A 23,362-nucleotide genomic window follows, 5' to 3' on the forward strand; every position below is an offset into this window, starting at 1 on the left:
AAGGTCATAAGCGATAGAATGGTGACCAGGGATATTATAGAGATCAAAAGCAATGGAATGATGACCAGGAATATTATTTAAGTCTTGAGCGGTCTGCCCATTCTCCGTGTTATGATTTGATGTTTCTGCCAAAAAATACGTCGAAGCTAATATCCCGAAACTTAGTAATGTAGCTTTTAGAAATTTTTTCATGATGCTCTCCTTAAAATATAAATTTGTACTTGAAATATTTAACACTTCTATATTTTAAAGGAATTTATATAATTATTCAATATATTTTATTGCTTATCATAAATATTATTATTTCTCTATTCCGTTTCTATTAACTAAAAAGAGAAATCTGTTCATTAACTATATTGATCATTTTTGTATTCCCTTGTACTTTATATATGCAAAGGGCTATATTAATATATTCCATCCCTTCTTCTTTTTTTTGTAACCTTAAGTAGTTATAACCTATTTGATAATGGAGGTCGGCGAGAAGATAGGTTGAATAATTTTGGTTGCATATAGTAATAGCCCTTAAACCGTAAGCTATAGAGTCTTTGAACTGATCTAAATAAGTGTAAGTTTGAGCAAGGCCAAAAAGTATTTTTACTCTTACTTTAAACAAATCTTCTGTATTTAATAAATTTATATCGTTACTTGCGTCATTATAATAATTTAGAGCCTCTTGAAATAGTTTTGCTTCCTGCAAGATAACAGCTATACTCGTTTTAATTTCAGCTGTCAAAAGACTATCTCGAGAAGATACTGTTTTATAGGAATTCAATTGGTCTTTTAAAAGTTTAATACTATTATCTAAATCATTATTAAGATAGTAATTGCATATTCCCTTGTGCCAGTTTAAATAACGAATCTCATAATTACCATATTCACTAGCATTGTTAGTTAACTCATTCTCAACTATATATCTAATTGAGGAATAGTTTCTTTCTGTTTTTAGTTGATTAATCATATTTTGTATTTCTTCAAATTCTTTACTCGTGTGACTAACATTATCTTCAAAAAAATAATTTAAGCTTACCTTTAATTTTTTACTTATTTCATAAAGTAATGTACTAGATGGATTCTTAAGTAATCCTTTTTCTATATTACTAATTTGTGCCTGTGTACAGATACCTTCCGATAAATCTTTCTGTGTTATTCCAACTTCCATTCGTCTTCTTTTAATTCTCTCACCAATATTATTGTTCAAGCTGTACCTCCTGAAAAATTAATTTTTTCACGGCAATGAGATATTCAAAGTCGCTATATCTGATTTGAATTTCTCATGATTACTAATTCCCAATTTATTAATTAGATATTGATTTTAATTAAATAAAAATATAATAATATACAAAGGTCTATAATATTAAATTAATTATATTTCACCTATTGGTCAAGTGGGTTTTAATTATTTTTAAGGAGATGAGCTAATGGAACTAAGAATATTAGTGGATAATAATACTTTAATTGACAATTATTACATCGGCGAACCAGCTTTATCAATTTTTATACAAGAAGGTAATAATCGAATTTTATTCGATACAGGCTATAGTGATGCATTTATTAAAAATGCACATAAAATGGGAATTGACTTAACTGACTTAGATTTTATTTCCTTTTCTCATGGACATCCAGACCATACATGGGGGATGGCAGACCTATTTAAGCTTTATATGGAAGCTAAGAATATGAAAGAGGGAGTGGTATTCCCTAAGATAATCGGGCACCCAATTACCTTTGAGAGTAAGCTGCACGATGAAGCTGGGGAGTTAGGAAGTCTTTTATCATACAACAAGCTTAAAAAGAGTTTTAAAGTTTTATTATCTAGAGAACCATATTGGATATCAGATAAATTAGTTTTTCTAGGAGAGGTTAAAAGGAAATTTGATTACGAAGGTCATGAGATAATTGGAAAAGTATCTACCGATAATGAGGAATATGATGATCATATTCTTGACGATACAGCCTTGGTGTACAGAGCAAAAGAAGGTTTAGTTATAATAGTAGGATGTGCGCATTCAGGGATTTGTAACATTATAGAATACGCCAAAGAAGTGTGTGGGGAAGATAGAATATTAGATATCATCGGCGGATTTCATTTGTTAAATCCAACCGAGAATCAATTGATAAATACTTGTAACTATATAAGTGAAATTAAACCTACCAGTTTACATGCTAGTCATTGCACAGATTTAAACTCTAAAATAGCTCTTTCTAGAGTTGCTAACTTAAAAGAGGTAGGGGTAGGTTTAAAGTTGAAATTTGAGTGAAAAGAAATAGCATAATCTTTAGGGCTTATATAAAAACCGTTTGTTACTGAATATGTAATAAGCGGTTTTTTTATTTGTCTATAAATAATTATTGTGTATATTTTATATGTAATATATAATTATCATTATATTTTATAAATTACAAAGAAGGTGAAAGCTTTGAAGGCTAACTATCTCTATATTTTGTTTTTATTTCAATGTTTGATCGGTGGAACTACATGGGCATTTCAAAAGGTAGGTTTAGAAGGAAGTTTGCCATTATGGTCTGCAGGAATGAGGTTTGTTATAGCAGGGTCAGTCATTCTTGTCATTTTATTGTTACTAAAAAAAGTAACAGTAAAGAAGGAGCTGCTGATTGTTTCATTTCTTTATGGAATGATGTATTTTACAATTCCTTTTGGTGTGATTTATTGGTCTTCCTTACACCTACCTACAGGATTAATATCTGTGCTAGCAGCAAGTATTTCAGTATTTGCTCTAATTGTTAGCAGTATGGTAATTCGAAGCATTCCATCCCCTTCTCAAATCTTAGGGACTATAGCTGCGTTTCTAGGCATAGCAATCGTATTTAGTAATCAAATGTATGTAGAAGTAACTACTTTTGAAGTGATTTCTATGTTTCTGATTCTATTAGCAATGCTGGGCTCTGCAATTATTACAGTAAGTGTTAAGAAAAAACTTAATCATTTCCCTATTATAAACTTTACTTGCTTTGCAATGTTGAGTGGAGGCGCTCTATTAACAATCTCAAGTTTGTTGTTTGAAACTGGAAGTAGGAGTTTCGGAGGTATAAGCCTTATTTCATTACTTTACTTAGCGGTTGTAGGTTCAATGATTGGTTTTGCTATTAACATGTACCTTCTAAAAAAATGGCATATATCTAAGGCAACGGCCCATCTTTATATATCTCCAATTATCGCCTTATATATAGGTTCGCTATTCCTTAATGAACAATTAAATATTGGAGTATATGTAGGTAGTATTTTTGTGATTGCAGGGGTTATGCTAATTAACTTAAATTTAAAATTTAAAAAGAAGTCTTTATTAATTAAGAGTGAAACACCAATGAACAGATAAGTAGAAAAATGGAGGATATTATGAGCGAATATAAAGAAATTTACGCCCCATATATTATGAGTACTGTAAAAGCAATACCAAATTTAACTTATGAAGAGAGAGCAGATTGTTTAAAGAAAGCGGGATATAACATCTTTAAAGTTAAGCCAAAAGATATCGCATTTGATTTATTTACAGATAGTGGGAACAGTTCGGTGAGTAATATGCAATCATCTTCTTATCTATTAGGAGATGATGCACCAATTACTATGGGGGAATCATATGAAAGATTAATTAATACTATTTCGAAAATCTTTGGTTATCAATTCATCTCTTTATTTACCCAAGGTCGTGCTGCTGAACAATCTTTTAATCAATTTATTATAAATAAAGATGATCATATCTTAGGTAATATGACCTTCTCTACTTCTCAGCACCATCAGATTTCTTCTGGGGGTATCCCTGTAAGTGTTTCATCATGTAATAATCTGGAAGATACTAATATTTTTAAAGGGAACATAGATTTGGATAAATGTTCTCACTTTCTTAAAACTAAAAAAGTAGCGTACATCAATATTGAGATGTGTTCTAATGCACTCGGTGGATACCCTATATCACTAGATAATCTAAAACAAGTTTATGAACTGGCGGACGTCTATAATATTCCTTTAATTTTAGATGGGACACGTATTTTAGAAAATGCGAAATTCATACAAATGTACGAAAAGGGTTATGAAGAAAAATTAATTCACGAAATTATTACCGAGATTTGTAACTACTCCCACGGTTGCGTAATGAGCTTTAAAAAAGATTTTTTGACCAAAAATGGAGGGATGGCAGGTCTTAGGGATGAGGTCTTATTCAGAAAGGTCTCAGATTTTAATTTAGTAAGTGGCCAAGAGATTACAGGTTCTGATCAAGAAGTACTGCTACAAGGCATAAAAGAGGCAATATACAATGAGAATCATATGACCTATCGATTTAATCAAACGATTAGGTTATATAATATTCTACTTAACAAGGGGGTGCCAGTACTTAAACCACATTCTGGTCATGGAGTATGGATAAATCTAGATAATATTTCATTTGAGAAAACTAATATAACAAACATTCAATTGTCATTTCAAAACCTGTTATATCTAAAGAAAGGTATAAGAGTAGGAGCGGAAACCCCCAAAATAAACGGTTCAACTACTAAGTTAATAAGATTAGCTATACCGCATAGGCTGTTTGTTGAGTCTCATATAGATTATATTGGAGAGTCTGTGGCTGAAGTTATAAATTCTGAGCAACATTGGATAGATTATATCCAATCAACTGATGCAAAAGTAGAGGGAATAATTGAAAATTTGTTATGTGATTATGAGCCTAAACTTGTAAATGAGGTGACACAGTAATGAGTGTAAAAATTTTAACGCGTAATGAAAAATTAGAAAGTATAAAGAGTAATGTGAATATATGTAAATTGTTTGAAGAACAAGTAGAAAAAAAACCAGAAAATACAAGCTTAATTTTTAATGAAACTAAAATTACATATAATGAGCTTAATCAAAAAGCCAATCAAGTTGCTTCATATTTAGATCAATTGGGATTAAAAGAAGAAGAGGTTATCGGAGTTGAGATGGAAAGATCTATTGAAATGGTGATAGTTATCTTAGGGATATTGAAAGCCGGTGCTGCATATTTACCTATAGATCCTCTACATCCTGACAGCAGAAAAGAGTACTTATATATTAATAGTAATCTGAAATACTTAGTCACGAAAGGTGAGACTAACAAATCCAATATACAAAAAGTTATTAATATAGAAGAACTTATCTTTAACGAAGAAACTGGAAACCTTAACAGGGAAATTAAGCCTAAGAACCTTGCATATATTATTTATACTTCAGGGACAACTGGTAAACCTAAGGGTGTAATGATTGAACATGCAGCTATTTGTAACACCTTACAATGGCGAAAGAATGAATATGGTCTAAATAGTGATGATAGAATATTGCAAACATTTTCTTTTTCATTCGATGGCTTTGTTACTAGTTTATTGACCCCTTTAATATCTGGGTCCACCGTTGTAATTGTAAGCGAGGAAGAGGCAAAAGATCCTTATGCATTACGTCGAATTATTTCAGAGCAAAAAATAACAACTTTGTTTATGGTCCCTACTTTATATTCTTCTTTATTAAATATATTAAAAAAATCAGATGTTAAATCTCTTAAAAGAGTTACACTCGGGGGAGAAAAATTAGGTTTAAATCATTTAATCTATACTAAAAAGCTTAACTCAAATACTGAATTGATAAATGAATATGGCCCAACTGAAAATAGTGTTACAACAACAATTTGTAGAGATGTTACAGCGGATAAAATACATTTAATAGGTGTCCCGATAGATAATAATAACGTTATTCTTTTAGATGAAAATAATAATGTAGTGAAGAAAGGTGACGTTGGAGAAATCTGCGTGTCAGGATTAGGTCTCTCTAGAGGATATATTAATGCACCTGAATTAACTGAAGAAAAATTTTTTAGAAGCAAGGACTCGCAGAAGTATTATAGAACAGGGGACTTAGGCCGAATATTAGAAAATGGTTATATTGAATATTTAGGTAGAATCGATTTTCAAGTAAAGATACGAGGACACAGGATAGAGCTAAATGAAATTGAAGCTAAGTTGTTAGATCATAGTGGTATTGGCGAAGCAATTGTTGTTACAAGAGAGCGAGAGAACGGTGATTTATATATAGTAGCATATATGGTCAGTGAAGAATTAAGTGAAGCGGCTGTAAGGACTTATTTAAATCAAGAATTACCTAAATATATGGTGCCAGATTATATTGTTAAAATGAAAAAACTACCGATTGGTATAAATGGGAAGATTGATCGTCATTCATTACCAAACCCTACAATTGAAGATGATTCATCCGAAATAATAGAAGCGAAAACAAACGATGAGAAGAAGCTAATTTCTATCTTTAGAGATCTGCTAGCTAATAATAAGATAGGTGTAAAATGTAATTTCTTTCATTTAGGTGGTCATTCGTTAAAAGCGGCCATTTTAAAAGAAAAAATTAGAGAAAGATTCAGTGTACAGGTGACATTAAGAGAAATCTTTGAACACCCAACGACCGAAGAACTCCTGAAAATTATTAATAGCAAGAATGTAGTTATTCTAAGTGAAGAACCACATCTTAAAGAAGAAAAAGAATATTTTAAAGTGTCAGCTAACCAAAAAAGGTTATACGTATTAAACAAACTATATGACCTTAAAAAAAGTTATAATAATCCATTTTACATTAAGATTCCGAGCGAATTGGAAGCTTCTAAAATTAGCAAAGTGTTAAACATTATAATTGAAAGACATGAAATATTAAGATCATCTTTTACTCTAACAGATGGGGAAGTATATCAGAAAGTTCATAGTGAATTAAAGATTGATATAAAATCATTTAAAGTAAGAAAGGATAACTTTGCTGAATATTTAGGTGATTTTGTAAAGCCTTTTGATCTAAATACATCTCCTCTTATTAGGGCCTCTCTACTTGAATTTACAGATAAGTCCGAGCACAAACTGCTTTTATTGGACCTTCATCACATAGTGTTTGATGGGGTATCCAAAAATATCTTATTAAATGAGCTAAGCAGTCTCATAAATGGTGAGAATTTAGTTCTTTTAGATTATCAATTCAAAGATAATGTAAGACAAAATGACTTCTTAATCGACACCAATAAAAGAAGAGAACAAGAGAAATTTTGGTTAGAGATGTATCGCGGTGAAGTTCCCATACTAAACCTTCCAACTGATTTTATGAGACCTAAACAATTATCTTTTGAGGGTGATAGATTTGTTTTCTCAATGAACAGTGACAAAAAGAGTGCAATTGAAAAAAATCTCGAAAATGGTATTACATTAAATATGTTTTTACTTTCGGCTTACTATGTATTATTGGCCAAGTATACTTCACAAGAAGATATAATAATCGGAACCCCTGTAGCAGGACGTAAGGGTAAAGGTAGTGATAGCCTTATTGGTATGTTTGTAAACACATTACCTCTACGTTGTTACCCTAAAAGCAGTATCAGTTTTAATGAATTGTTAAAAGATGTGAAAGAAGTTTCTATATCAGGATTAGAAAGTGATGATTATCAGATAGACTTGTTGATGGAAGAGTTAAGGATTGAAAGAGATATTAGTAGAAACCCTCTTTTTGATACTACCTTCTCATGTCAAAATATGGACGAATTTGTTCTAAATATTGCTGGAACTGAGTATAAGTCTAATTTTATCCCTACTTATAGTAGTAAATTTGATATCTCACTAATAGCAACACCAAATAATGATGGTATTGAATTTGAATTTAACTTTAATACAAATATATTTAAGCACAGGACTATCAAAAGAATGGCAAGGCATTTATTAAATATTCTAGATATTGTTTCAAATAAACCAATGATACCTATTGGAGAAATAGATCTATTATCTATAAAAGATAAGGAAGAAATAATTGGAAGTAAACCTATAGCGACTTATGCAGAGAATTTAACTCTAAATAAAGCATTTGAAAATATTGTGTTAAAATTCCCAAATAAGGAAGCTGTTCGATATAACGGTGAATCTGTGACATATAGTGAATTAAATAGAAGAGCTAATATGTTAGCTAGAACACTTCGTGAAAAAGGTGTGAAAGCTGATACGCTTGTTGCCCTAGTGTCGGATCGCTCTATAGATATGATTGTGGGTATGATGGCTATTTTAAAAGCAGGTGGAGCTTATGTGCCTATAGATCCTAAATATCCTAGTGAAAGAATTAATTATATTCTTAATGATTCAGCAGCGAGTGTACTCCTTTTAAATTCGAATCTACCTAATGATTTTAATTTTAGCGGAATTATTATTGATATGGAGAATAATCAAAACTACAGTACTAATGAGTGTAATTTTGAAAGTGATGTATCATCTCATAATTTGGCATATATAATTTATACATCAGGGTCAACGGGTAATCCGAAAGGAGTCATGGTAGAACATAGGAATGTTATTAGCTTACTATTAAATGATGATATAGAGTTTGAGTTTTCTGAGGATGACAGATGGACGATGTTTCATTCATATTGCTTTGATTTTTCAGTTTGGGAAATGTATGGTGCTTTGTTATACGGAGGAAGTTTAGTGGTAGTTCCTCAAATCACTGCCCAAAATTCAAAAGACTTTATGAGTTTATTAGTTGAAGAGGAGATTACTGTCCTCAATCAAACCCCTTCTGCTTTTTACTCACTAATTGAAAGTGATAAAAATAATCTAGAACTAGGTTTGAGGTTAAGGTACATTGTGTTTGGTGGAGAAGCACTAAATCCGCAAAAACTAAAGGATTGGAAGGATAAATATCCTTATATCAAATTGATTAATATGTATGGGATAACTGAAACCACGGTGCATGTAACATTTAAAGAGCTGAGAGACGAGGATCTGGAGCACATTAAGAGTAATATTGGTCAATCTATCTCAACATTAAAAACTTATATTTTAGATAAAAATAAAAAACTTGTTCCAGTAGGAGTATCCGGGGAATTGTATGTAGGAGGAGCCGGAGTTACGAGAGGCTATCATAATAACAAAGCATTAACTAATGAGAGATTTATTAAGAGCCCATTTAACCCTGAAGAAATATTATATAAATCGGGTGATGTTGTGCGGCACTTAGAGAATGGTGAAATGGAATATCTGGGACGTGAAGACCATCAAGTTAAGATAAGAGGTTTCAGAATAGAGCTTGCTGAGATCGAAGATAAGATAAATAAGAACTCATTAATTGGAGATGTAGCTGTAATAGTGGTGAAAGATGAGAATGGAGAAAAAGCTCTATGTGCTTATTTCTCCAGTAACCAAACATTAAACACTTCTCAAATGAGATCAACTTTATATAATGAGCTACCTAGCCATATGATACCATCTTATTTTGTCCAAGTTGATAAATGGCCTCTTACTACTAATGGGAAGTTAGACCATAAAGCATTACCAAATCCAAAACAGAATATTAATACAGGTATCAGCTTCGTATCGCCGAGCACACCTACAGAAATTAAATTGCAAAAAATCTGGTGTAATAATTTAAACTTAAATGACGTTGGTATTTATAATGACTTTTTTGAGTTAGGAGGACATTCATTAAAAGTCACATTACTAGTTTCAGAAATTAATAAAACTTTTGATACACATTTGGAATTCTTAGATGTCTACAGAAATAGTACTATTAAAAAATTGGCAGAAAAAATTGAACAAGACTTGTATTTAGGTAGTCAAACTAATTTTAAAGAAACCGTTATCTTGAAAGAAGGAAGTAAAGATAAAAATATATTTTTTATACATGGTGGTAACGGTAAAGCAGACACTTATGCTGAACTTTGTAGGAAAGGTATATTAGATTTCAATTGCATTGGAATTCAAAAGAATACACAAAGCAGTATTAGTAGGGAATTTATATCAGCGGGTGAGCTCGCAAAATTATATGCTGATCAAATTAAAAGTATTCAAAAAGAGGGGCCATATTATATCTTTGGAACTTGTATAGGAGGAACTATCGCGTTCGAAATTGCAAATAGATTAGAAGCGCAAGGTGAGAATGAGATCTTTATTGCTTTAGCGAGCTCGGAACCGCCTAATCCTCAAACTGATAAGCCTCTTGACGCAGAAAAGTTGCTTGAGGAAGAAACAATTTATGTTAGAGCGCTACTTTTGTCATTAGGAATTGAAGATAAGATGCAAAAACAAAACTTTAACAATATTTATGAATTATGGGAAGAGTTTTATAGAATTATAACGGAGAACGATATAGCCTTATCTCAGTTAAGTCAAATAATTGAAATAAAAGAAAGTAACGGATCCATTATAGAGAATATCAAATCCATGAATAGTGTTAGAAGTCTAGTTAGTATGAGGGACATTTATTTACCTGAAAGGAAATTGAAAGCAGAAGTTATTTATTATGGAGCAAAAGATTATGAAATACCTGACAAAGAAAATTGGCAACATTATTGCTTAAATCCAATTCGCTATTTCAAAGTAAATGGTGATCATGATTCTATCTTCCAAGAACCAAATACCAGTATGTTTAGTCAAATGTTAAGTAATCACATTAATAATTTTATGAAAAAGTAAGTAAATAAGAAACATTGGGGAAAGCCTCTTAAATGAGGCTTTTCATTATTCTTATATTATAGAGGAGGCAATGTGAAGTAAGATGATTTTTGCTATGAAAGTTACTGATATAATTTCAAGGTATGGCATTAAATATTTTGAAAAGAAAATATCTAAAAAGAAATTTGATAGGGTTATTAGGATGGGGAATATAAACCGTGCAAATGGAATGCTCATGGGTGAATTAATGATTAGAAAATTAATCAGTGATACTTTTAATATTAAAACCTCAGAAATAGAAATAAACACAGATGATTTTGGGAAACCCTATCTTAAAAATATATTGGATTTAAAATTCAATATCTCATACTCAACAGGTTGGGTAGTATGTGTTATAGATAATGAAGAAATTGGGATAGATATTGAGTATATTTACCCTCTAGAGCCACATTATTTAAGCAATATGCTCTCAGACATTGAAAGAAGATATATTGAAGAAAAACCGAATAGTATTGATAGGTTATTTAAGATATGGACCTTGAAGGAGTGTTATCTAAAAGCTTTAGGAATAGGGTTGTCAGTCCCCTTACACGAACTCACTTTTAATAAAGTAGATAAAAAATGGAATTTAGAATCAAACTTATTTGACTATGACACTAATTTCAAATTCAAACAAATCTCATTTGATGAAAATTATGTGGTTTCATTATGTACAAAGAAAGAACATTTTAATACACATGTCAAATTAATGGAACATAGCAATATTATTTAAATAAGTAGATAAGATAAAGAAAGTAAGCTACTTTAAGTGTAGCAACTACAGGTAATGATAATAAACAATAATTATTATTGGAGGAATTTGAAAAATTAAATGCCAAGTTATTAGTAGATCCCTTTCTATTTGAACAAAATAAGAACCCTTCCCCCTACAAAGACATATGAACAAAAGCACGGTGCTATCTGATAACGTTTTGATAGCGAATTAAATAATTTATATAAAATTAAGTGTGATACATGTAAGAGAGGATATTTATTGAGTCAGAATCTGCATTAGAATGGGGGATACGAAAACTTACATTAAAAAGAGGAACCAAGTAAGTGACCATACGTATTGTTAAAAGTCTGTGATCACAATTTGATCACAGACTTAATAAAAACAAATAAATTAAAGTGTTTTAAAGTTACTTGTTACAGTTAAAATTAGCACTTAAATAGCCTTAAAACACTACTTTCCTCTTGATCGTTTTGCTATCCCTACTCTGGCAGTGAAGAGGTCAATTAGGATAATTTTTATTACGGCATTTTGACAACGCATTATAAGTAGATAAGATATTAGTAGTGAAAACGTGATCACATTTTGATCACACAATTAAGTAATTTAAGTTTTGTAAAGTGAAATAGAAATATTAATCACCCTTTAAAACGTCTACTAAGATAGGCTGTATGTACTTAAAGTAACTTAAGTGAACTAGTGCCTCCACCTTGACAGGGTGGAGGTCACTGGTTCGAGCCCAGTACGGGTCATTATAACAGAACGAGAAAAGTCCTTGGTATAGAGGGCTTTTTTTGTATAACAGGAATTTTTTTTTGGAGTAGTACTGATGAATTGGTGGCAGATTGGTGGCAGATTGGTGGCAAATTAATTCAAACTAAATCATATTAAATCATATGGAACAGGCTTAGGCTTGTTCTTTTTTGTTTTGTTCAAATAAATTATCAAAATGATTATCTGCTGCTTCGTCAGCACTTTCTAGGGCATGTCCATATATGTCTATAGTTGTTCCAATTTTTGAATGTCCTAAACGAGTACTAATTGTTTTCATATGAACACCTTGGTTGATAAGTAAAGTAGCTGACGTATGGCGAAGTTGATGAAACGTAATGTGTGGCAGCTCATATTTTTTTAGTCTTTTACTCCACCATGAAGTAATGCTTGATGGATGCATTGGTTTCCCTAGGTCTGTGCTAAATAATAAATAGCGATCCTCCCCTTCCCAAGTGTCTCCTGCGCGTAGTCTTTCTCTATTTTTTATTTGCTTATATCGTTTGAGTTGGCTAAAAATAAATATAATGACCTCAACATATAACAAAGGATTTGAAGTTTTGTCTTTTAAAGAATGATAAATGTTTAAGAGTTCCCAACAACAAAATTAAGTATAATGAATAAAGGGTGTCCCGAAGTTATTTGTTCTGGGCACCCTTTATTAAGTTATTGAAAACATCATTCTTGTAAAGATAAAGACATTATAGTCCCAAAAGAATCTCTTTTATTTTAAAAATGCCTCTGTTGTTTTCACTGTTGCATAGATGCCATTTAATGCGGCCATAAATGCGTAATGAACATGATCAGCGGGAATGATTTTATCTTCAATTTGTAATGTTGTGTTTGCACAAGCATCTTCAATCACTTGGCATGTATATCCTTGTTCAACTGCTGCACGTACTGTTGCATCAATACACATATGAGACATCATACCGCAAACGATTAATTCTTTAACCCCTTGCTCTTGTAGTTTTTCATTTAAGTTTGTATTGAAGAAGCTATTCGGCATATGTTTTTCAATGACTGTCTCGCCTTCTATTGGGCGTACTGACTCATGAATTTCGACACCTTCTGTATTTGGATGGAAAAAAGGAACGACTTCACCTTCTGTGATATGCTGTACATGAAAGACTGGTGCGCCTGTTTCTCTGAAGTGTGAAAGCAGTTTAGCCGTATTTTGTGCTGCTTGCTCAGGGTTTGTTAAAGCCATCTTTCCATTTGGGAAATAGTCATTTTGAATATCAATCACTAATATAGCTGTTGTCATTTTCTTCACCTCTTAAAATTTTATATAGTATAAGAATATACAAGTTTCAAAGTAAAAAAGAAAAATAATAATAAATTTTTAACTTTTTAAAAAAACAGATGAATTAAAATAATGGTTGCCATATATAATAAATCATAGTTTAATAGACAGTATATTAAAAGTGCCCAAGATATTGTTTTGGGATAATAGGGAAATCAGTTAAAGTCTGATGCAGCCCCCGCTACTGTAAGTGTTGATGAAAATGTCAAACCACTGGAGTATTCTACTCTAGGAAGGGACATGAGTAAGATTTAGACACAAGCCAGGAAACCTGCTTTTAATATTGTATCCAATCTTCGGAGGGAGGATGTGGGATGATCATATTAGAGTTCTTGTAAGTAGAACTCTACTTTGGACATGCCTACCTACCTTAACTTCGAAAATGAAGCTAAGGTTTTTTTATTTTCTATCACAAGTTAAAACAAGGTGCATAATTTTTCGTTATGCTTAAAAGGGAAGCACGGTGTAAATCCGTCACGGTCCCGCCACTGTAAGGGGAAGTTTCATTGTATGAAGGTCACTGGTAATTCGGGAAGACACAATGAAATGATGAACCCAAGTCAGGAAACCTGCCTTGATTTTTTTTCTTCAATACCTACGGGTCATAGGTAGAGAAGTGTAATAGATGCTGCTTATTATAAGTATGGCGTTTAATGCACCTCTACCTAGGGGTGTATTTTTATTTTTTTGAAATTAGGAGTGAGGATATGACTACTTGGAATTTGAATGGTACAAAAAAGCATGTATTGATTTGTAATGGCTCAAGTTGTATGCGAAAAGAAGGTGAAGAAATTACGTTAGCGATACGAGATGAGATTAAAATTAGGGAACTAGATCAACAAATTCATACATCGAGAACTAGGTGTAATGGACGTTGTAAAGATGCATGTGTGGTTGTTGTCTACCCTGAAGGAAACTGGTATTCAGTTACTTCAAGTGAAGTAGGGAGGTCTCTTATAAAGAGTCATCAAGATTCAACAGTTAACTTGAAAGATTCTCTAATTTACAGCTTTGATAATGATGAAATGAAAGCAATCAACACAGATAAATGTATTAAGGGTATATCTAAAGTTGAATTGGAAGGAGCAAAGAGTTAGATGAAACGGCTTACATTTGATGATTAAATACGGATGTTTAGCTTGTTGGATATAAGGAGGGATGTAAAGTGCTAGGTAAATTACTGGTTATTGGATTCGGGCCTGGTAGTTTTGATCATATGACAAATAGGGCACTAACTGCAATTCAAGAGAGTCACTGCATCATTGGATATAAAACATATGTCGATCTCATTAAAGGGTTATTAACAGATCAAGAGATTATTAGCACAGGAATGTCAGAAGAAGTAAGTCGTGCCCAAGCAGCTGTTCGCCTTGCTGAAGAAGGAAAAACAGTAGCGGTTATTTCTAGTGGAGATGCTGGGGTCTACGGGATGGCTGGACTCGTCTATGAGGTGCTAATTGAAAAAGGATGGTCAGAAGCAACTGGTGTGAGTGTAGAAGTAATACCAGGAGTTTCTGCGAGTAACTCTTGTGCCTCTTTATTAGGTGCCCCGATTATGCACGATGCATGTACGATAAGTTTAAGTGATCACCTTACTCCATGGACACTCATTGAAAAAAGAATTGATGCGGCAGCACAAGCAGATTTTGTTATTAGTTTATACAATCCTAAAAGTGGACGAAGAACAAGACAGATTCAAGAAGCTCAGAGAATCCTCCTCGAATACCGATCGCCCCAAACGCCAGTCGGTCTAGTGAAAAGTGCTTTTCGTGAACGTCAACATGTAGTGATCACAGATCTTGAAAATATGTTAGATCATGATATTGGAATGCTTACAACAGTTGTCATAGGGAATTCATCTACTTTTCTTTATGATGAAAAAATGATTACTCCTAGAGGATATCAAAGGAAATATACGTTAGATACAACAGAACAACGTTTAAAACCTCATGAACGCTTACGAAACGAAAATGAACCTTGGGCACTCCATCAAGGAAAAAAAGATGGCGAACGAGAAATAGAAGTTTCCGCAACAACGGAAGAATTAGTACCTGAAGAGACTTCTTTAGAGTTAGCTTTGGAGGCTTTGAATAAAGTAAGAGGTGATTCTAATAAAATTCAACATACAACGACGGTTCATCATCCCGTTGTCTCTGTATTTGAGTTTGCAATAAGTCCTGGAGTAGCCAATAAGCATTTTACTCCCAAACAAATGATTACTTTGGCAGAAGTTGTTGGAGATGAAGGGAAAATGGAATATACACCACATCATCAAATCCATTTGCGAATCCCGACCTCTCAGCCTGAAATTATTACAGAAAAACTAACAGAGGCAGGATTTATTCTTGAACCACTTGGAGATGTTTTTCAACTGAAAGCTTGTGATTTCTGTGATGGTGAGAAAAAAGATTCCATTACTTACGCAGAAGAGATCCATGAAAAGCTTAGTGGACTTGAACTGCCAAAAGAGCTGAAAGTTGGGTTTAATGGTTGTGGGATGGCTTGTTATGGAGCAGTGAATGATGACATTGGTGTAATTTTTAGAAAAGGAAAATTTGATCTGTTTTTAGGTGCAAAGACAGTTGGGCGTACTGCTCATGCTGGTCAACCGGTAGCCGAAGGCATTGAGCCTGATCAAATCGTGGATGTTATTGAAAAGATTATATATGAATATAAAGAAAAGGGTCACCCTAACGAACGCTTGTTTAAGTACTTTAAACGTGTTGGCAAGATTCGAAATTATACATACAAAGACATGACACCCAAAATTGAAATTGAGCCGGCTCCATGCGGAGATTAATAATCATAAGGGGAGAATAAAATGAGAGCAATTTTACTAGTAGGACATGGAAGTAGAGATCCTGAAGGAAATGAACAAGTTAGGAAAATGATAGAGGAACTATCTACTCAGTTAGATCCAAGTCTATTAATTGAAACTTGTTATTTAGAATTTGCCAAACCAACAATAGAACAAGGCATTCAATCATGTGTAGAAAAAGGGGCACAAAGCGTGTTTGTAATTCCGCTTATGCTACTCGCTGCTGGGCACTCAAAAATTCATATCCCAGCCGCAATTGATGAGGCAAAAAAGAAATATCCTCAAGTGCAATTCATTTATGGAAGACCTTTTGGCATCCACGAGGAAACAATGGAAATCTGTAAAGATCGCCTAGTGGAAGTAGGGGAAAATTTAGCAAATGCGGACCCTAGTACAGCAATACTTTTATTAGGTCGAGGTGGTAGTGACCCGGATGCTAATGGTGATTTGTATAAAATTACTCGCTTGCTGTGGGAAAAGCTCGATTATAAGTTAGTAGAACCTGCCTTTATGGGAGTAACTGATCCACTTATTAAAGAAGGTGTTGAACGATGTATTAAACTGGGGGCCAAAAAAATCGTTATCTTACCATATTTCTTATTTACAGGCATATTAATCAAACGCCTAGAAACGATGGTTGAAGAGTTTGAACAGGAGTATTCAGGCATTGAATTTAAACTAGCAGGCTATTTTGGTTTTCATAGGAAATTACAAACGATTATTAAAGATCGAATTGAAGAGGCACTCCAAGGTGAGGTTAAAATGAACTGCGATACGTGTCAGTACCGAATCGAGGCGATGGAACATATTGATCACCACCATCATCACGATCATGACCATGACCATGATCACGACCATCATCATGACCACCAACACCAAGAGGTTTAGAAGCTATGATTCTCTTTTTAGCTGGCACAAGTGATGCAAGAGAATTAGCAATATTACTTAAGAATGAAGGACATTCTTTGGTTACAACAGTTGTTACGGATAATGCAGCGATCGAATTGAAAAAGGCTGGACTTGATGTTTATGTTGGACGATTAAAAAAAGAAGATTTTGTAAGGATGATCAAAAAACAAAGATTTCAAGCCATTGTTGATGCCAGTCATCCATTTGCAGAAGAAGCAAGTCTGAATGCGTTAAACGCTGCAACTGAAGCTGGAATTTCTTATATTCGATATGAACGTGAAAAACAATCTCATGACGGTAAAGGTATCACAAAGGTGGATAGCTATGCTATTGCAGCACAACAAGCTTTTGAAAAAAAAGGAGTCATTATGCTAACGACTGGAAGCAAAACTCTTCAAATCTTTACCGAGATACTGTTGCATCAACCTGATATTCGGGTAATTGCTCGGATGCTTCCTCGCAAAGATAATATGGAAAAGTGTGAACGATTAGGTTTTCCACAAAAAGATATTGTAGCTATTCAAGGACCTTTTACAAAGGAGTTTAATAAAGTCCTTTATCAGCAATATGGTGTAACCACAATGATTACAAAGGAAAGTGGAAAAGTTGGATCAGTCGATGAGAAAGTTGAAGCAGCAATAGAGCTTGGTATTGAAACAATTATGATTAAAAGACCAAAAGTTGATTATAAAAATCTTTACTCAGATTTTTCCGGTGTGTTAGCACATATCAAAAATTTATTAGTAGAGAGATAATAACGAACGGAGGAAAATAAAATGGACTTTCTTACAGATTTTAAACCTTTAACAGTACAGCCACAGGAGATTGAAGGCATGAGCTTCAATATGATTGACGAAGAATTTGGTGAGCATTCGTTTACAGAAGAGCAATATAAAATTGTGCAACGAGTCGTTCATGCCTCAGCCGATTTTGAACTTGGTCATAGCATGCTTATTCATGAAAAAGCAATACAAGCAGGGATCAAAGCCATTAGGAATGGTGAACAAGTCTATGCGGATGTTCAAATGATTGTAAGCGGGGTTAGCAAAGGAAGGATTGAAAAACATGGGGGAAGTGTGAACGTTTATATTTCGGATGAAGATGTAATGAAAGAAGCAAAAAGGTTAAATACAACTCGCGCAATCATTTCTGTAAGAAAAGCAATTCAACAATTTGAGGGGGGCATTTTTGCAATTGGAAATGCACCTACTGCATTACTTGAGTTAATTCGATTGATTAAGGAAGGGTATGCAAAGCCTAGTTTAGTAATTGGTCTTCCGGTTGGGTTTGTATCAGCACCTGAATCAAAGGAAGAATTAGCAAAGCTGGATGTGCCTTTCATTACAAATGTTGGTAGAAAAGGCGGTAGTACGGTTACAGTTGCGGCTTTGAATGCAATATCCCTCTTAGCTGAAAAGGCATAAAAATGGAAGCGAAAGTAAAGAAGAAAGATAAGAAAGAGATGCGTTCTGGTTATACAACTGGGGCGTGTGCTACAGCTACAACAAAGGCAGCACTAGTTGCTCTCATCACACGAGAAGAGCAACTAGAATCTACAATTTACTTGCCAATTGGGAAATTTGCCACCTTCGAGATGGAAAAATGTCACATTGGTTCTGATTTTGCTGAAGCAGAAACGATTAAAGATGCAGGGGATGACCCAGATGCCACGCATGGTGCCTTGATTCAGGCAAAAGTTTGCTGGTCTTTGAAACCTGGAATTCATTTAGACGGAGGAGTTGGAGTTGGGCGTGTCACGAAAGAAGGCCTCCCTGTGCCAGTAGGAGAAGCAGCAATTAATCCAGTGCCTAGAAAAATGATTTGTGAAACTGCTGAAGAGATCCTTCAATTATATGGAATCAAAAAGGGGATTACAATTATCATTTCAGTACCTGCTGGAGAAAAGATGGCGGAAAAAACGTTAAACAAACGTCTTGGAATCATTGGTGGCATATCAATTCTTGGGACAAGGGGGACCGTGATTCCTTTTTCTAGTTCCGCTTATATGGCAAGTATTGTTCAAGCGGTAAGTGTTGCTAGGGCAAGTGGGTGTGAACATGTCGTGATTTCTACAGGAGGAAGGAGCGAAAAGTATGGCATTCAACAATATCCAGAACTTCCGGAAGAAGCCTTTATTGAAATGGGGGATTTTGTTGGCTTTACTTTAAAACAATGCAAAAAGCAAGGTGTAAAAAAGGTCTCACTTGTGGGAATGATGGGAAAATTTTCAAAAGTTGCTCAGGGTGTGATGATGGTTCACTCCAAAAGCGCACCTGTTGATTTCAACTTTTTAACGAGTGTGGCATGTGAAGCCGGGGTAACGGATCAAAGTTTAATTGAAGAAGTGAGGGGAGCGAATACAGCTTCACAAGTAGGTGATTTAATGCTTACAAATGGCTATGATGATTTCTTTACCATTCTCTGTAACTATTGCTGCACCGCAGGGTTAAAAGAGGTGCGAGGTGGAATCTTGATTGAAACAAGTTTGTACTCGATGAAGGGTACATTTCTTGGGAAGGCAGGAAAAGATGATAGAGCATAAGATTAAGGTCATTGGAATAGGTGATGAAGGAAAACAAGGTCTCCTTCCTCTCTATGAAAAATACATTTACGAAAGTGATTTATTAGTAGGTGGAGAAAGACTACTAAAATCATTTAGTGATTATCCTGGAGAAAAAAGGGTGATTAAGGGAGGACTAAAAGAGCTTGTAGATGATTTACATAAGGAATCACGGAAGGTGGTTATATTAGCCTCTGGAGATCCATTGTTTTATGGGATTGGCAGCTATTTAGGAAAAAAATTAGATATTGAAATCTATCCATATTTGAGCTCAATTCAACTTGCATTTGCCCGCATGAATGAAGGGTGGCAGGATGCTTATGTAACGAGTGTTCATGGAAGAAGTATCCAAGGCTTGGTCCAACGAATAAATGGTAGGGAAAAAATAGTACTTTTAACAGATGAAAAAAACACCCCTGCGGAAATCGCCCGCTACATGCGGTCATACGAAGTAAACGAATACCGTGCATTTGTTGCTGAAAATCTTGGGGGAGAAAACGAACGTTGTGGCTACTATGAACTTGTAGAGATGGAAAAAATGGAGTTTTCTCCTCTTAATGTGGTAATTCTTAAAAAGGTAGAGGCAGTTAAAACCTGGAGTTTTGGCATTGAGGATGATGAATTCCATCAAAGGAAACCTGAAAAAGGACTGCTTACGAAAAAGGAAATTAGAAGTCTTAGTCTTATGGCGTTAAATCTAAACGAGAATAGCATTATATGGGACATCGGTACATGTACTGGCTCAGTTGCAATTGAAGCCTGTCTCATTGCAAAAAAAGGACAAGTATATGCCATTGAAAAGAACGAACATGATTTAGAAAACTGTTATTTAAATCAAGTTAAATTTCGAACGGATTTTATTGCTATTCATGGGAAAGCACCAGATCACTTACATACATTCCCTGACCCAGATGCAGTCTTCATTGGAGGAACGGCAGGAAATATGGGGGATATTTTAGAGGCCTGTTGTTCTCGCTTAAAAGAAGGTGGAAGAATTGTTTTAAATGCCGTTACGATAGAAAACTTAATGCAAGCAGTAGAAGGGTTTAAGCGAAACGGACTTGAGACAACGATTACACTTGCTCAAATTTCAAGGAGCAAACCGATTTTAAATTTAACACGTTTTGATGCTTTAAACCCTATATATATAATCACAGCTCAACATAAGAAAGGAGAATCATAATGACTGGAACTTTGTATGGTTTAGGAGTCGGTCCAGGAGATCCGGAATTACTCACAATTAAAGCATTTCGCAAGCTCAAAGAGTCAGATGTCGTTGCGTATCCGAAAAAAAGAAAGGGTAGCAAAAGCTATGCTCATCGAATTATTGATGTTTACATAAAACCAGAAGAAAAAGAAATGCTAGGTCTTGTATTTCCGATGACAAAAGATCCTACTATTTTAGAGCGTGAATGGTCCAATACAGTTGATCAAGTGTGGGAGCACCTTAAAATGGGGAAGGATGTGGCCTTTGTTACAGAAGGGGATCCTCTTTTATACAGTACATTTATCCACATGATGAAACTAGTGAAAATGCGTCATCCTGAAGTGAAAATCCAAACAGTTCCAGGCATATCCTCAGTTAATGGTGCTGCTTCAAGACTTGGTATAGCCTTAGCTGAAGGGGATGATCATGTAGCTATAGTACCAGCGAGGGCTGACTATGAAGCAATGAAAAAAGTTCTTATTGAAAACGATTGTGTCGTTTTTATTAAAGTAGCTAAAGTTATAGATTTAATGCTTGAAGTATTAAGCGAGCTAGATTTGCTAGATAAAGCCTCAGTTGTGACAAAGGTAACTTCTGATGAAGAAATCGTTTGGGATATTCACGAACTAGACCGAGCTGAACTAGAATATTTAACTCTAATGGTGGTGAGAAAATAATGCAGATAACAATTATTGGAGCAGGACCTGGAGACCCAGACCTTATAACAGTAAAGGGCTTAAAAAAACTGAAAGAGGCAGATGTTGTTTTGTATGCTGATTCACTTGTTAGTGAAGCTTTAATAGAACAAGCAAACTCAGAAGCAGAAATTATTAAAACGGCTGGGATGCATCTTGAAGAAATGGTGCAAGTAATGGTTGAGCGCCTGAAAGAAGGAAAGCGAGTTGTGCGTGTTCATACGGGGGATCCCGCAGTTTATGGTGCGATAATGGAACAAATATCCATTTTGAATAAGCAAGAAGTAAGTATAGAAATTATCCCCGGTGTTAGCTCAGTCTTTGCTTCTGCAGCTGCACTAGGTGCTGAGTTAACGATTCCTGATTTAACTCAAACCGTTATCCTTACTCGTGCAGAAGGGCGAACTCCTGTTCCTGAAGCGGAGAAGTTAAGCGACTTAGCAAAGCATAATTGTACAGTCGCTTTGTTTTTAAGTGCAACTTTGACGAAGAAAATTGTAAAAGAGTTTTTAACTGCAGGTTGGAGCAAGGATACCCCAGTAGGGGTGGTATATAAAGCAACTTGGCCAGACCAAAAAATTGTTCGCTCTACACTGGAACACTTGGATGAGGATATGCGTGTAAACGGGATTCGAAAACAAGCTATGATTTTAGCTGGTTGGGCATTAGATAAAAATATCCATGATAAGGAATTTAAATCAAAGCTATATGATAAAGAATTTACTCATGGATTTCGAAAAGGTGTGAAGCCATGACACTCGTTTTAGAGGAAGGAAAGAAGGTAGAACTTGATAGAAAAGGGAGTTTTGCAATCGTCGCGATCACTAAACATGGCGTAGAACTAGCTCGAGACTTAAATTCAAAATTCCATCAATCAGATTTGTTCTATATGAGTAAATTTGAAAGAGGAGATGAACATAGACGTCACATCCAATTATTTGAAGGGAATGTACGCCTTTTGTTACCGTCCCTTTTCCAATCATATAAAGGAATTATCATGATTGTTTCCCTAGGCGCGGTTGTCCGAATGATTGCTCCAATTTTAAAAGACAAAAAAACGGATCCGGCTGTCCTAGTTATAGATGATAAAGGTGAACATGTCATTAGTGTATTATCCGGGCATCTTGGTGGGGCTAATGAATTAACGAAGGAAGTAGCTAACATACTTGACGCTAAACCTGTCATTACAACAGCATCAGATGTGCAACAAACGATTGCAGTTGATTTATTTGGGAGTCGATTTGGTTGGGAGTGGGAATCTGCTAAGAACTTAACACCTGTAAGCGCCTCAGTTGTGAATGAAGAACAAGTTGCAGTGGTTCAAGAGTCAGGTGAAAAGGAATGGTGGCATTATAAACACCCCCTCCCTGAGTCGATTAAGGTTTACTCGACGATTGAGGATGCAATGAAAGCAAAACCGAGAGCAGCATTAGTTGTGACCCACCGAAATTTAAAAAACACAGAAAAAGATATACTTAAAAATGGTGTTTTATATCGGCCAAAGGTCATTGTTCTGGGAGTTGGATGTAATAGAGGTACCTCTACCGAAGAAATTGAACAAGTTATCCAACAAACACTAAATGAATTGAAATTTTCAATAAAAAGTGTCAAGGCAATTTGCTCAATCGATTTAAAAAAGGACGAAGAAGGTCTCCTTGCCGTGGCTCATAAATACAACTGGGAATTTATTTGTTATTCGGCAAAAGAATTAAACCGCATGTCAATTCAGGACCCTTCTGAAACAGTATACAAATTTACAGGTGCATATGGTGTTAGTGAACCAGCTGCTATGTTATACAGTGGCGCAAAAACGCTTTCTCTTATTAAGAAAAAATCAGGAAATGTAACGATTTCAGTTGCTATAATTCCGTACTAGCG

Annotated in this window: 19 protein-coding genes and 2 riboswitches; of the genes, 15 read left to right on the forward strand and 4 right to left on the reverse strand. The window is 34.4% G+C overall.

Annotated elements, in window-relative coordinates:
• Both RYX56_RS12585 and RYX56_RS12590 read right to left on the reverse strand, forming a co-directional pair.
• The coding region (locus RYX56_RS12585) for a hypothetical protein (protein ID WP_317122399.1) at positions 1-192 on the reverse strand (192 nt) is incomplete at its 3' end.
• A gap of 130 nt (positions 193-322) precedes the next feature.
• Positions 323-1,198 carry a helix-turn-helix domain-containing protein gene (locus tag RYX56_RS12590; protein ID WP_317122400.1) on the reverse strand — a complete coding sequence of 292 codons (876 nt, stop codon included), beginning with the start codon at positions 1,196-1,198 and terminating at the stop codon, positions 323-325.
• A gap of 220 nt (positions 1,199-1,418) precedes the next feature.
• On the opposite strand from RYX56_RS12590, the gene RYX56_RS12595 reads away from it, so the two are divergent.
• The 5 genes from RYX56_RS12595 to RYX56_RS12615 all read left to right on the forward strand — a co-directional run bounded on the left by RYX56_RS12595 (position 1,419) and on the right by RYX56_RS12615 (position 11,218).
• Complete coding sequence (locus tag RYX56_RS12595) at positions 1,419-2,258, forward strand: MBL fold metallo-hydrolase (RefSeq protein ID WP_317122401.1); 840 nt, start codon at positions 1,419-1,421, stop codon at positions 2,256-2,258.
• A 150-nt stretch (positions 2,259-2,408) separates the two neighbouring features.
• Positions 2,409-3,335: a DMT family transporter gene (locus RYX56_RS12600; RefSeq protein WP_439108491.1), complete on the forward strand. Its 927-nt coding sequence runs from the start codon at positions 2,409-2,411 to the stop codon at positions 3,333-3,335.
• 20 nt (positions 3,336-3,355) lie between these two features.
• On the forward strand, positions 3,356-4,711 hold the full coding sequence (locus RYX56_RS12605; protein WP_317122403.1) for a tryptophanase: 1,356 nt from the start codon (positions 3,356-3,358) through the stop codon (positions 4,709-4,711).
• On the forward strand, positions 4,711-10,467 hold the full coding sequence (locus RYX56_RS12610) for a non-ribosomal peptide synthetase (protein WP_317122404.1): 5,757 nt from the start codon (positions 4,711-4,713) through the stop codon (positions 10,465-10,467). The genes RYX56_RS12605 and RYX56_RS12610 overlap by 1 nt, the downstream gene beginning before the upstream one ends.
• An 82-nt stretch (positions 10,468-10,549) precedes the next feature.
• Positions 10,550-11,218 carry a 4'-phosphopantetheinyl transferase family protein gene (locus RYX56_RS12615; protein ID WP_317122405.1) on the forward strand — a complete coding sequence of 223 codons (669 nt, stop codon included), beginning with the start codon at positions 10,550-10,552 and terminating at the stop codon, positions 11,216-11,218.
• A gap of 907 nt (positions 11,219-12,125) precedes the next feature.
• On the opposite strand, the gene RYX56_RS12620 is transcribed toward RYX56_RS12615, so the two are convergent.
• On the reverse strand, positions 12,126-12,536 hold the full coding sequence (locus tag RYX56_RS12620) for a site-specific integrase (protein WP_317122406.1): 411 nt from the start codon (positions 12,534-12,536) through the stop codon (positions 12,126-12,128).
• 177 nt (positions 12,537-12,713) lie between these two features.
• The gene (locus tag RYX56_RS12625; RefSeq protein WP_317122407.1) at positions 12,714-13,256 is read right to left on the reverse strand and encodes a cysteine hydrolase family protein; all 543 of its coding nucleotides are present in this window, start codon (positions 13,254-13,256) and stop codon (positions 12,714-12,716) included.
• Positions 13,257-13,397: 141 nt separating this feature from the next.
• Positions 13,398-13,588: riboswitch (cobalamin riboswitch) on the forward strand.
• A gap of 114 nt (positions 13,589-13,702) precedes the next feature.
• Positions 13,703-13,886, forward strand: a riboswitch (cobalamin riboswitch).
• A gap of 116 nt (positions 13,887-14,002) precedes the next feature.
• Here RYX56_RS12625 and RYX56_RS12630 point away from each other — a divergent pair.
• The 10 genes from RYX56_RS12630 to RYX56_RS12675 all read left to right on the forward strand — a co-directional run bounded on the left by RYX56_RS12630 (position 14,003) and on the right by RYX56_RS12675 (position 23,360).
• The gene (locus RYX56_RS12630) at positions 14,003-14,392 is read left to right on the forward strand and encodes a (2Fe-2S) ferredoxin domain-containing protein (protein WP_317122408.1); all 390 of its coding nucleotides are present in this window, start codon (positions 14,003-14,005) and stop codon (positions 14,390-14,392) included.
• Positions 14,393-14,511: 119 nt separating this feature from the next.
• On the forward strand, positions 14,512-16,095 hold the full coding sequence (gene cobJ, locus RYX56_RS12635; protein ID WP_439108495.1) for a precorrin-3B C(17)-methyltransferase: 1,584 nt from the start codon (positions 14,512-14,514) through the stop codon (positions 16,093-16,095).
• A 21-nt stretch (positions 16,096-16,116) separates the two neighbouring features.
• Positions 16,117-17,001: a sirohydrochlorin chelatase gene (locus RYX56_RS12640; RefSeq protein ID WP_317122410.1), complete on the forward strand. Its 885-nt coding sequence runs from the start codon at positions 16,117-16,119 to the stop codon at positions 16,999-17,001.
• A 5-nt stretch (positions 17,002-17,006) separates the two neighbouring features.
• Entirely contained in the window at positions 17,007-17,777 is a 771-nt protein-coding gene (gene cobK / locus RYX56_RS12645; protein ID WP_317122411.1) for a precorrin-6A reductase, read from the forward strand.
• Positions 17,778-17,798: 21 nt separating this feature from the next.
• Positions 17,799-18,446 (forward strand): precorrin-8X methylmutase, encoded by a 648-nt coding sequence (locus RYX56_RS12650; RefSeq protein ID WP_317122412.1) that lies wholly within the window; start codon positions 17,799-17,801, stop codon positions 18,444-18,446.
• 2 nt (positions 18,447-18,448) lie between these two features.
• Positions 18,449-19,564 (forward strand): cobalt-precorrin-5B (C(1))-methyltransferase, encoded by a 1,116-nt coding sequence (locus tag RYX56_RS12655; protein WP_317122413.1) that lies wholly within the window; start codon positions 18,449-18,451, stop codon positions 19,562-19,564.
• Positions 19,554-20,765, forward strand: coding sequence for a precorrin-6y C5,15-methyltransferase (decarboxylating) subunit CbiE (cbiE, locus tag RYX56_RS12660; protein WP_317122830.1), 1,212 nt, complete (start codon positions 19,554-19,556; stop codon positions 20,763-20,765). The genes RYX56_RS12655 and cbiE overlap by 11 nt, the downstream gene beginning before the upstream one ends.
• The gene (gene cobI / locus RYX56_RS12665; protein ID WP_317122414.1) at positions 20,765-21,466 is read left to right on the forward strand and encodes a precorrin-2 C(20)-methyltransferase; all 702 of its coding nucleotides are present in this window, start codon (positions 20,765-20,767) and stop codon (positions 21,464-21,466) included. The genes cbiE and cobI overlap by 1 nt, the downstream gene beginning before the upstream one ends.
• Entirely contained in the window at positions 21,466-22,239 is a 774-nt protein-coding gene (cobM, locus tag RYX56_RS12670) for a precorrin-4 C(11)-methyltransferase (RefSeq protein WP_317122415.1), read from the forward strand. The genes cobI and cobM overlap by 1 nt, the downstream gene beginning before the upstream one ends.
• Positions 22,236-23,360, forward strand: coding sequence for a cobalt-precorrin 5A hydrolase (locus RYX56_RS12675; RefSeq protein ID WP_317122416.1), 1,125 nt, complete (start codon positions 22,236-22,238; stop codon positions 23,358-23,360). The genes cobM and RYX56_RS12675 overlap by 4 nt, the downstream gene beginning before the upstream one ends.
• Positions 23,361-23,362: the final 2 nt, after the last annotated feature.

Source organism: Alkalihalophilus lindianensis (assembly GCF_032843265.1).
Taxonomy (GTDB): domain Bacteria; phylum Bacillota; class Bacilli; order Bacillales; family Bacillaceae_D; genus Alkalihalophilus; species Alkalihalophilus lindianensis.

Coding starts and splice junctions, on each gene's coding strand:
- RYX56_RS12595 (WP_317122401.1), top strand. CDS start 1,419: ATGGAACTAAGAATATTAGTGGATAATAATACTTTAATTGACAATTAT.
- RYX56_RS12605 (WP_317122403.1), top strand. CDS start 3,356: ATGAGCGAATATAAAGAAATTTACGCCCCATATATTATGAGTACTGTA.
- RYX56_RS12610 (WP_317122404.1), top strand. CDS start 4,711: ATGAGTGTAAAAATTTTAACGCGTAATGAAAAATTAGAAAGTATAAAG.
- RYX56_RS12615 (WP_317122405.1), top strand. CDS start 10,550: ATGATTTTTGCTATGAAAGTTACTGATATAATTTCAAGGTATGGCATT.
- RYX56_RS12625 (WP_317122407.1), bottom strand. CDS start 13,256: ATGACAACAGCTATATTAGTGATTGATATTCAAAATGACTATTTCCCA.
- RYX56_RS12630 (WP_317122408.1), top strand. CDS start 14,003: ATGACTACTTGGAATTTGAATGGTACAAAAAAGCATGTATTGATTTGT.
- cobJ (WP_439108495.1), top strand. CDS start 14,512: ATGACAAATAGGGCACTAACTGCAATTCAAGAGAGTCACTGCATCATT.
- RYX56_RS12640 (WP_317122410.1), top strand. CDS start 16,117: ATGAGAGCAATTTTACTAGTAGGACATGGAAGTAGAGATCCTGAAGGA.
- cobK (WP_317122411.1), top strand. CDS start 17,007: ATGATTCTCTTTTTAGCTGGCACAAGTGATGCAAGAGAATTAGCAATA.
- RYX56_RS12650 (WP_317122412.1), top strand. CDS start 17,799: ATGGACTTTCTTACAGATTTTAAACCTTTAACAGTACAGCCACAGGAG.
- RYX56_RS12655 (WP_317122413.1), top strand. CDS start 18,449: ATGGAAGCGAAAGTAAAGAAGAAAGATAAGAAAGAGATGCGTTCTGGT.
- cobI (WP_317122414.1), top strand. CDS start 20,765: ATGACTGGAACTTTGTATGGTTTAGGAGTCGGTCCAGGAGATCCGGAA.
- cobM (WP_317122415.1), top strand. CDS start 21,466: ATGCAGATAACAATTATTGGAGCAGGACCTGGAGACCCAGACCTTATA.
- RYX56_RS12675 (WP_317122416.1), top strand. CDS start 22,236: ATGACACTCGTTTTAGAGGAAGGAAAGAAGGTAGAACTTGATAGAAAA.